General features: G+C 64.3%; 9 protein-coding genes. 5 read left to right on the forward strand and 4 right to left on the reverse strand.

Annotated features, from left to right (window positions below):
* The 3 genes from ctaD to RHODMAR_RS25220 form a co-directional block, all read left to right on the forward strand.
* A partial coding sequence (gene ctaD, locus RHODMAR_RS25210; RefSeq protein WP_008720473.1) for an aa3-type cytochrome oxidase subunit I occupies positions 1 to 1,581 on the forward strand: 1,581 nt, incomplete at its 5' end.
* A 91-nt stretch (positions 1,582 to 1,672) separates the two neighbouring features.
* On the forward strand, positions 1,673 to 2,266 hold the full coding sequence (locus tag RHODMAR_RS25215) for a copper resistance CopC family protein (protein ID WP_008720475.1): 594 nt from the start codon (positions 1,673 to 1,675) through the stop codon (positions 2,264 to 2,266).
* Positions 2,267 to 2,276: 10 nt separating this feature from the next.
* A complete protein-coding gene (locus RHODMAR_RS25220; protein ID WP_008720478.1) occupies positions 2,277 to 3,233 on the forward strand; it encodes a cytochrome c oxidase assembly protein in 957 nt (318 codons plus the stop codon).
* A gap of 84 nt (positions 3,234 to 3,317) precedes the next feature.
* Here the strand turns inward: RHODMAR_RS25220 and RHODMAR_RS25225 are convergent, their stop codons facing one another.
* The 4 genes from RHODMAR_RS25225 to RHODMAR_RS25235 all read right to left on the reverse strand — a co-directional run bounded on the left by RHODMAR_RS25225 (position 3,318) and on the right by RHODMAR_RS25235 (position 6,224).
* Positions 3,318 to 4,205 (reverse strand): M23 family metallopeptidase, encoded by an 888-nt coding sequence (locus RHODMAR_RS25225; RefSeq protein WP_008720480.1) that lies wholly within the window; start codon positions 4,203 to 4,205, stop codon positions 3,318 to 3,320.
* Positions 4,202 to 4,438 carry a hypothetical protein gene (locus tag RHODMAR_RS29285; RefSeq protein WP_232433764.1) on the reverse strand — a complete coding sequence of 79 codons (237 nt, stop codon included), beginning with the start codon at positions 4,436 to 4,438 and terminating at the stop codon, positions 4,202 to 4,204. Before RHODMAR_RS29285 ends, RHODMAR_RS25225 begins: the two co-directional genes overlap by 4 nt.
* 239 nt (positions 4,439 to 4,677) lie before the next feature.
* Positions 4,678 to 5,436 (reverse strand): DUF305 domain-containing protein, encoded by a 759-nt coding sequence (locus RHODMAR_RS25230; RefSeq protein ID WP_008720482.1) that lies wholly within the window; start codon positions 5,434 to 5,436, stop codon positions 4,678 to 4,680.
* On the reverse strand, positions 5,433 to 6,224 hold the full coding sequence (locus tag RHODMAR_RS25235) for a DUF3105 domain-containing protein (protein WP_032373348.1): 792 nt from the start codon (positions 6,222 to 6,224) through the stop codon (positions 5,433 to 5,435). Before RHODMAR_RS25235 ends, RHODMAR_RS25230 begins: the two co-directional genes overlap by 4 nt.
* Before the next feature lie 80 nt (positions 6,225 to 6,304).
* Here RHODMAR_RS25235 and RHODMAR_RS25240 point away from each other — a divergent pair, with 80 nt between their 5' ends.
* Both RHODMAR_RS25240 and RHODMAR_RS25245 read left to right on the forward strand, forming a co-directional pair.
* Positions 6,305 to 6,616, forward strand: a complete 312-nt coding sequence (locus RHODMAR_RS25240) for a DUF4229 domain-containing protein (RefSeq protein WP_008720486.1) — start codon at positions 6,305 to 6,307, stop codon at positions 6,614 to 6,616.
* Between the two features lie 852 nt (positions 6,617 to 7,468).
* Entirely contained in the window at positions 7,469 to 8,194 is a 726-nt protein-coding gene (locus RHODMAR_RS25245; RefSeq protein WP_008720488.1) for a YoaK family protein, read from the forward strand.
* Positions 8,195 to 8,495 lie beyond the last annotated feature (301 nt).

Genomic DNA, 8,495 nt, shown 5'->3' on the forward strand with positions numbered 1-8,495 from the left:
CTCGCGGTCCCGGGAATGCAGTTCCTCTCCAACGAGCAGTACAACCAGCTCTTCACCATGCACGGCACGATCATGCTGCTGCTCTACGCCACCCCGATCGTCTTCGGCTTCGGCAACTACATCCTGCCGCTGCAGATCGGCGCACCCGATGTCGCCTTCCCCCGGCTCAATGCCTTCTCCTACTGGCTGTACCTGTTCGGCGCACTGGTCACCACCGCAGGTTTCATCAGCCCCGGCGGTGCCGCAGACTTCGGCTGGACCGCGTACACCCCGTTGAGCAGCGCCGTCTACTCCCCCGGTATCGGATCCGACCTGTGGATCGTGGGCCTGCTCGTCGCCGGCCTGGGCACCATCCTGGGCGGGGTCAACATGGTCACCACCGTGGTGTGCCTGCGCGCACCGGGAATGACGATGTTCCGGCTACCGATCTTCACCTGGAACATCCTGGTGACCTCGATCTTGATCCTGCTGGCGTTCCCACTGCTGACCGCAGCACTGATGGGCCTGCTCGCCGACCGTAAACTCGGCACCCACATCTTCGATCCCGCCAACGGCGGAGCGTTGCTCTGGCAGCACCTGTTCTGGTTCTTCGGACACCCCGAGGTCTACATCATCGCGCTACCGTTCTTCGGAATCGTCTCGGAGATCTTCCCGGTCTTCTCCCGCAAACCCATCTTCGGGTACAAGGGGTTGATCTACGCCACCGTCGGCATCGCCGCCCTGTCCATCGCGGTGTGGGCGCACCACATGTACGCCACCGGTGCCGTGCTGCTGCCGTTCTTCTCGTTCATGACCTTCCTCATCGCCGTGCCGACCGGGGTGAAGATCTTCAACTGGATCGGCACCATGTGGCGCGGCCAGGTCACCCTCGAATCCCCCATGCTCTTCTCCATCGGATTCCTGATCACGTTCGTCTTCGGTGGACTGTCCGGAGTGCTCCTGGCGAGCCCGCCCATCGACTTCAACGTCACCGACACCTACTTCGTCGTCGCGCACTTCCACTACGTCGTGTTCGGAACGGTCGTGTTCGCGACCTACGCCGGCATCTACTTCTGGTTCCCCAAGATGACCGGCCGCATGCTCGACGAACGACTGGGCAAGTGGCACTTCTGGCTGACGTTCCTCGGCTTCCACGCCACCTTCCTCGTCCAGCACTGGCTCGGCGCCCAAGGAATGCCGCGCCGCTACGCCGACTACCTCCCGTCCGACGGATTCACCACCCTCAACCAGATCTCGACCGTGGGATCGTTCGTCCTCGGGGCCTCGACGCTGCCGTTCATCTGGAACGTGTTCAAGAGCTACCGCTACGGCGAAGTGGTCACCGTCGACGACCCCTGGGGCTTCGGTAACTCCCTCGAGTGGGCGACCAGTTGCCCACCCCCGCGGCACAATTTCATCGAGATGCCCCGGATCCGCTCCGAGCGGCCGGCGTTCGAGCTGCACTATCCGCACATGGTCGAACGCATCCGCGCCGAGCAGCACGTCGGTGGCCCGCACTCGGATTCGATCGCGCCCTCGGAAGTGATCACCGAAGCGATTGCCGGACCGGACGTATCGAAACGGCCGGACGTCGACAAGTAACACGGTCGACCGACCCCCGTAGGCTCACACCCCCTTACTACTAGTGCGCATAGTAGTAAGGAGAATCAGTACGACCAGAGGAGAACCGAACGTGAAACGATGGATGCTGGTCGCCGTGCTCATGTGCGGCACAGCACTGTTCTCCGCGGCCCCGGCATCGGCGCACAGTGAACTCGTCAGCTCCGACCCCCCGGCCGATGTGACGCTCGAGTTCGCACCGATCGGCGTCGGCCTCAAGTTCAATCAGGACATCAACGAATCGTTCGCGACCATCAGCGTGGTAGGTCCTGGCGATACTCAGTGGACGCAGGGTACGGCCACGGTCGAGGGCCCCGACGTATCGGTCCTGCTCGAGGACGGCCTACCCAACGGGCAGTACACCGTCGGCTACCGCGTCACCTCCGCGGACGGGCACCCGATCACCGGGTCGTACGGCTTTTCGGTCGACGTCGCGGAGACCGCCACCCGCCCGGACGCTGCTGCACAGCAATCGCAGGGCGGTGCGACCTCGCCGGCTCCCTCGACCACGCCGACGCAGGCCTACGATCCGAACAACCCGTCCGCCAGCGAGGACCGGCCACCGAAACAGAACACCATGATGCTGCTCTCCATCGTGGGCCTGACTGTCCTCGGTCTCGCTGCCATCGCCCTGACGTTGGTGATCCGAGGCAAGGACAAGCAATGACAGGGGCCCGATGAACATCGCCGCCGTAACTCCCCCGGAAGGCCCGCCGACCCTGGCAGCGTTGCTGAGCTTCGATCTTCCGCCGCTCCCGATCCTGCCGATCGCCGGCATCGTCATGGCCGGACTGTACTGCTGGGGGCTCTACCGGATCCGCGGCCGGGGTATCGCATGGTCACGGTGGCGGAGTGCGAGTTTTCTGCTCGGCTGCGCGGCGCTGGTCCTGGTGACCGGACTGCAGGTCGAACGCTACGGATACAGCCTGTTCAGCGTCTTCATGTTCCAGCATCTGACGTTGTCGATGACCATCCCACCGTTGTTGGTGGTGGGTTCGCCCGGACGACTTCTGTTGCGTGCCACCGCTCATCACGGAGCCGGGCGGTGGGTACTGATCGCGGCGCTGACGGGGTTGCGTAGCCGCGCCGGGCGCATCGCACTACATCCAGGTCTGACGATCCCGTTGTTCCTCTTCAGCTATTACGGGCTGTATCTGTCGTCGATCTTCGATGTTCTCGCCATCACAGTCATCGGGCACGTATCGATGGAGATCTTCTTCTTCGCCAGCGGGCTGCTGTTCATCATCCCTGTGCTCGCCGTCGGCCCCCTCCCCGTTCGGCAGAGCAATCTGGGCCGGTTGTTCGACCTGTTCGTCGAGATGCCGTTGCATGTGTTCTTCGGTGTCATCCTGATGATGTCGAGCACCCCCATGCTCGCCACGTTCGCCTCCCCTCCCCCGCAGTGGGGTGTCGATCCGGTATCCGATCAGAAGCTCGCCGGGGCGCTTGCGTGGTCCTACGGTGAGCCGGTGGCCCTGCTGGTGGTGCTCATCTTCTGCATTCGGTGGAACCGGGACGAAAAGGAGGAATCGGCTGCCGCGGACCGGCACGCCGAAGAAGACGGGTACAGCGAACTCAACGCCTACAACGACTTTCTGAAAAAGATCGGTAGCGAGACCAGTCAACGGACCTGAGCTGTCGCGGCCGTCCCGCGCTCGGGGACTGCCGCGAGCTCATCGCCTGATCGCGCTTACTGGCAAGGGCCTGATCGGGCGCATTCATCGCGCACGTGTGCCCACCCCGATTCTGGCTCCACGCTCACCGAGCCAGGCTTGCGGATCGACCTTCTGTCCCGCGGGAGAAGTCGCCTCGAAATGCAGATGCGGACCCGTCGAGTTACCGCGGTTCCCGACCTCTGCAATCCGATCGCCCTTACGGACGCGCTGACCCACCGTGACCGAATTTCCGTTGTTGTGCCCGTAGGTGGTGATCGATCCATCGTCGTGTCTGATCCGAACCCACAGCCCGAAGCCCTGTGCGGGCCCGGCGCTGATGACCGTTCCATCGGCCGCGGCGACGATCGGTGAGCCCAGTGAGTCGGCGATGTCGACACCGCCGTGTTGTGTCCCGCTTCGGGTGCCGAAATTCGAGGTGACCAGTCCGCTGCTGGGTGCGACAGCAGACGCAGTACCTCGGGAGGTGGCCGAGCCACCGGACGTGGAACCGCGCTGCTGTGCTGCATCAGGAACAGAATCTTCGGGCGCGGTCGTCTCGGATGCGGGAGGGGTGTCGGTGGTGCCGGGCACGGGCGAATCGCGGCCGGTGTTGCCCGTCACCGGATCCTGTTCCCCACCTCGGTCGCCGTCATGCGGGACTGCGGGGTCGAGGGCGTCGACCTGGAGCGATGCGGCGATACGAAGGGCCAGGAGTGGGTCGAGAGTCGCCAACGGGGCCAGGCAGGACAGGGACTGCGCCGGGGCATTCGAGACTCCACGGGCGATGGCGTCGACGATGCATCCTGCCGACGCGGACACCGGGCCGGCGGTGTCCGCGATGACGCCGCCGGCCTGGGCGGCGGCCCACGTCGAGGATGCGAAGGCTGCGAGGTCTGCCACCGCGATCGGATCGGTACCGATTGTCGCGGCCCGATCGGCCAGGCGGATCAACCGGCTGACGGCGTCGGCGGTCTGCTGACCTTCGACCTCGTCCCGGACTCCACGGCCGGTTGACCCGGATTCGCTTCGGCTACCGGGGCGTGCAGGAACACCGCACCGAGTGCGGCACCGACGATCACGTATGTCCGCGCACCTCGGCATGCGCGACGTCGCCCGCCGCTCGGCGTCGTCTTTCCCGCGTTGTTCACGTGGTCACCCCACCCTTCTCGTTGAATGCCGGTCACGATCGCAGTGGATGCCGTGTCGGCCGTGGGTCAGTGTTGCGTGATCCCATCGACACCACAAGCCCCTTCTGTCACACTCTCGACTGCATTCGTCGCTGTTTCGCCTATCGATTCGGCGTCGAAAGTGAGTGCTTTGCACAGTAACTCGACGATTCGACGCCTTTTCATGCGTGCCGATGCCGGTCATGGGGGTCATCCCAATCGTTATTACTATGCAACATAGTATTTAGATATCGGCGTCAGCTCTCCGGCAACGGTGAGACCCCGTGTGCGCTCAGCAGGACATCGATCTGACCGACCTCGGCGGTTTGCGCGGAGGCGATCGAGCCCGCGAGCGCGGCGACAGCGGGAACTGTCGCGTTTGCTGCTCCCTGCTCTGCCATCGGGATTCCCCCACGATGGTGGCGGCGGAGCAGTTGTAGATACCGGCCGTCGAATTCTTCGGCGTTCATCCGGCGAAGTGCCGTCAGCTCGGCGGTACTGGCCATGCCGGGCATCGACGTCGCGTCCTGTCCGCTGTCGTTCGCGGACGCGCTCATGTCCATCGGGTGACCCCCTGTCGAGCTGGCCCCGGTCATCCACGTCATCGTCGGGCCGTCGGGCAGATATGGCCTGTCCCACAGTGTCAACCAGCCTTGCATCGTGCCGACTTGGCTCTGCTGCGAGGTCAACACGTCGAAGGCGAGGGTCCGGATGACCGGATCCGTCGAGCGTCCCAACGCCATCGCCGACATCTCGATCGCCTGGTTGTGATGGACCGACATGTCCTGCGCGAAACCCACATCCACCGAATTCGATGCCGGTACGGCCACTCGTGCGCTGTCCGGTGTGAGCAGTACGCCGATGAGGACGCCGGACAGGACGAGAGCTGTCACCGCCAAGCCGATGAGCAGTGCCCTGGGCCTGGATCTGGGTCCCGTTTCCGCGGCGTCATTCTGTGCACTGTCGTTCTGTGCATCGTCGATCTGGGCATCGTCGGCCTGGCCGTGCACGGTCATCGACTCCCCTCCCCCATCGGCGCTGGCGCACTGTCGAGGGCCGGGTCTTCCTCGAGGGGCACCGCGTCCGGTCCTGGCTCGCTGGCGTCGAACGGCGGCGGGTTGTCGGGATCGAACGCGCCGGGAATGGTCGAGCAACTGGCTCCGCTCTCGGGGTGGGTCGAGGGGTTCTGTCGCAGAGCAGCGACGAACTGAGTGATGCGCCGGTCGGAGGCATTGTCGAGCTCGAGTCGATGGCCCCACGACTGCAGCGTGATCGGTGCCGTCAGGCCCGGGTAGGGCGACATCATCGTGTAGGGCTCGCCCTCGACCCGCCCGGCGAGTGAACCGACCTCGTCGGAGGAGACCCGGTTCGGGTCGTACGTCACCCACACCGCCCCGTGTTCGAGCGAATGAACCGCGTTCTCGCTGCGTAGCGGGACGGGGTACACCACTCCGGTACACGTCGCCCAGGTCTGGTCGTGAGGGCCGCCGAACGGCGGACTCTGATCGTAGGCAACTCTCTGAGCTGGTTCGACGTGCCGCGCGGCCGGATACTCGACCTCGACGACGCCGTCGATGCCGCGGGAGGGGTCCGGGTCGTCGGCGGTCGGCGCGAACCGCTCGGCCTGATTGCGTTCGAGGACGCGGGGGGCCAGGTTGTATCCGATCGCACCGACGAGCACGACGATGACGACACCCGCGCCTATCACCGCCCAGGGAGCGCGCACGCCCCCGGGCACTCCGGCTGGGCGTGATCGCCGAGTCGAGCTCCGTCGGCCTCGGGCGGGGTTTCTGCTGCTGTTCATATTGCTCCTCCATCAAATACTATGCACCATAGTATTTGAATCAAGGTCCCAGGAAGCCCCTACGCACGACAGGACGGCCGATGCCGGTGTTCCGCGCACCCTCAACTGCTCGCGGGCAGCTTGCCCTTCATGTGCTGGCCTACAACGGTGCACGCCTGCTCTTCGTGTGTGTCGCCGCAGGAGTGCTTTTGGCCGTCGACGCACTGACGAGCCTTGACATTTCCTTCGTGTTGGTACTGCTTGGCGCACTTGCAGCAAGCCTGCCGCTGTCGGCACTGACCCTGAGGAAGCTCCGCCGAACCATCAATGCGGACATCGAAGCAGTCGATCGCACGCGCTCGATCAAGAAGCGAGGCCCCGCGGCGGGACGACCCGGCACCGACAAACCGTGACGTCGGCGCACGGACTTCGGCGTTGGCGTTGGCGTTGGCGTTGGCGGATCGTCCGTGTCGGTCACTGTTCGCCGACCCATTCGACGGACGCTTCGGCGTCCGGCTCGATGTCTAGTAGTTCCAGGGTGCGGTGCATCAGAGTCTCGATCCGATACTCGAGATCATCGACGAGGTCAGGCACATCGGCCAGAGCGGCGTGGGCACGGCGGCGGGCATCGACACCGATTAGCTAGTAGTCCGAGCCTGGTGCAGCTGACACCGGGTGCGGTGGTGTGCCGGTGACGTCAGTTTCCCGCTCGCCACGACCGCGTCGCCACGACAGGGGCGGGCGTGGATCGCGCCGGGGCAGTCGCCCGGAGCGGTGAGCAGCGATGACCGCCCCGACCGCTACCTGGGGCATCGGGTCGGCGGGAAACGGCACGACCCCACCGGTCGATCGGAACGGCGACGGGGCCTGGACGCACCGGCCACCTGCACATACCGGGAAAAGTCTCCCCCGGTACGTGCTCGGTGAGTAGTAGCGTCGAGGGGTAGCGATAGAACCGCAGGACAGTACGCCAGCGTTCCCACATCTCGGCGGGACGGAAGCCTTCCGACTCATCGGCTGATATCCGGACACTGTGCCGCCCACCGATCCACAGGGATGGAACTGACCACGCGCGGATGGGCCGCGAGTTCGTGCTACTTGAGCACGCAAATTACACCGCTGGGTGGGCTTGTCACCGAGGTCGGCAGACGAGGTGCAGGTGGGAGTTCGATTGCTTCCGAAGGGAATACGAACACCGAAGAACCGCCGAGTGAGCTGCACCTCATCGACTTGCGGCTCCGTACACGGCCGGGAGACTTGGTTGCATGACATCTTCTGTGGCACTCAGCCGCGAAACAGCCGTCGGCGCGGAGGCGCGACTGTCGTGGATACTGTCCGCGCTGGCCGGAATGGTGGGTGCTGTCGCATTTCTGCATTCGGCGGGGTATTTCGTGACGTTCATGACCGGCAACACCGAACGCGCCGTCATCGGGCATTTCGGCAGTCCGGAAGGTAAGCCCGTTGCACCCGGCGCATCGCCGTGGGCGGCGCTGGCTTTGATGGGTGCCTTTCTGGCGGGAGTGGTGATCGCGTCGATCTGCCGCCGCCGATACTGGTCCAATCACCCACACGGAGCAACAGTTGTCACGACCATCGCCCTCGCCGCGGCAGGGCTCATCGATATCGGGATATCCGGCTGGGCGTCCGACGACGTAAATTTCTATCCCATTCTGTTGGTTGCGTTCGCTCTCGGCGCGCTCAACACAGCATTCACGAAACGAGAAGAAACCTACATCCCCCTGAGCTACGTCACCGGCACCGTCGTCAAACTGGGCCAAGGGATCGAAAGACACCTACTGGGCGGCGGTACTTACCTCGACTGGCTTTGCTATGCAATGCTTCTCGGGTCCTTCGCAGCCGGAGGCGCAGCCGGGGCTCTGATCGGTGCCGCGATCACCGGACCTCAAGTACTCCTGGTTACCGCAGCCATCAGCCTGCTTGCAAGCATCTTCACCTTCACTCACACCGAGCGACGATCCCTATGGGGATAGGTCTATTCCCGGCCAGCGAAAACCTACGGGTCCGCGCTCCCGAGATCGTTCTGCTCCACCGGCGGACTCGACCAACAGAAACACTGTCGCAACGTGAATCAATCGGTTTGAGCGTGTGGAGAGGATGTTCGATACACACCATCTCTCGCTTGGCCCTGATCTCTTCGCCAAGGCGTCAGCGATGCCGGTAGTTGCTAGGTGGGTTGGGAGGTCGGTGCCGAAACCGTCAATAGTCGGCGACGCCGACGAGCGAGCTCGGTTTCGCAGCTACGTCGTGCACGGCCGCATCGGTCCCCGTGTG

Source organism: Rhodococcus sp. AW25M09 (assembly GCF_000333955.1).
Classification (GTDB): domain Bacteria; phylum Actinomycetota; class Actinomycetes; order Mycobacteriales; family Mycobacteriaceae; genus Rhodococcoides.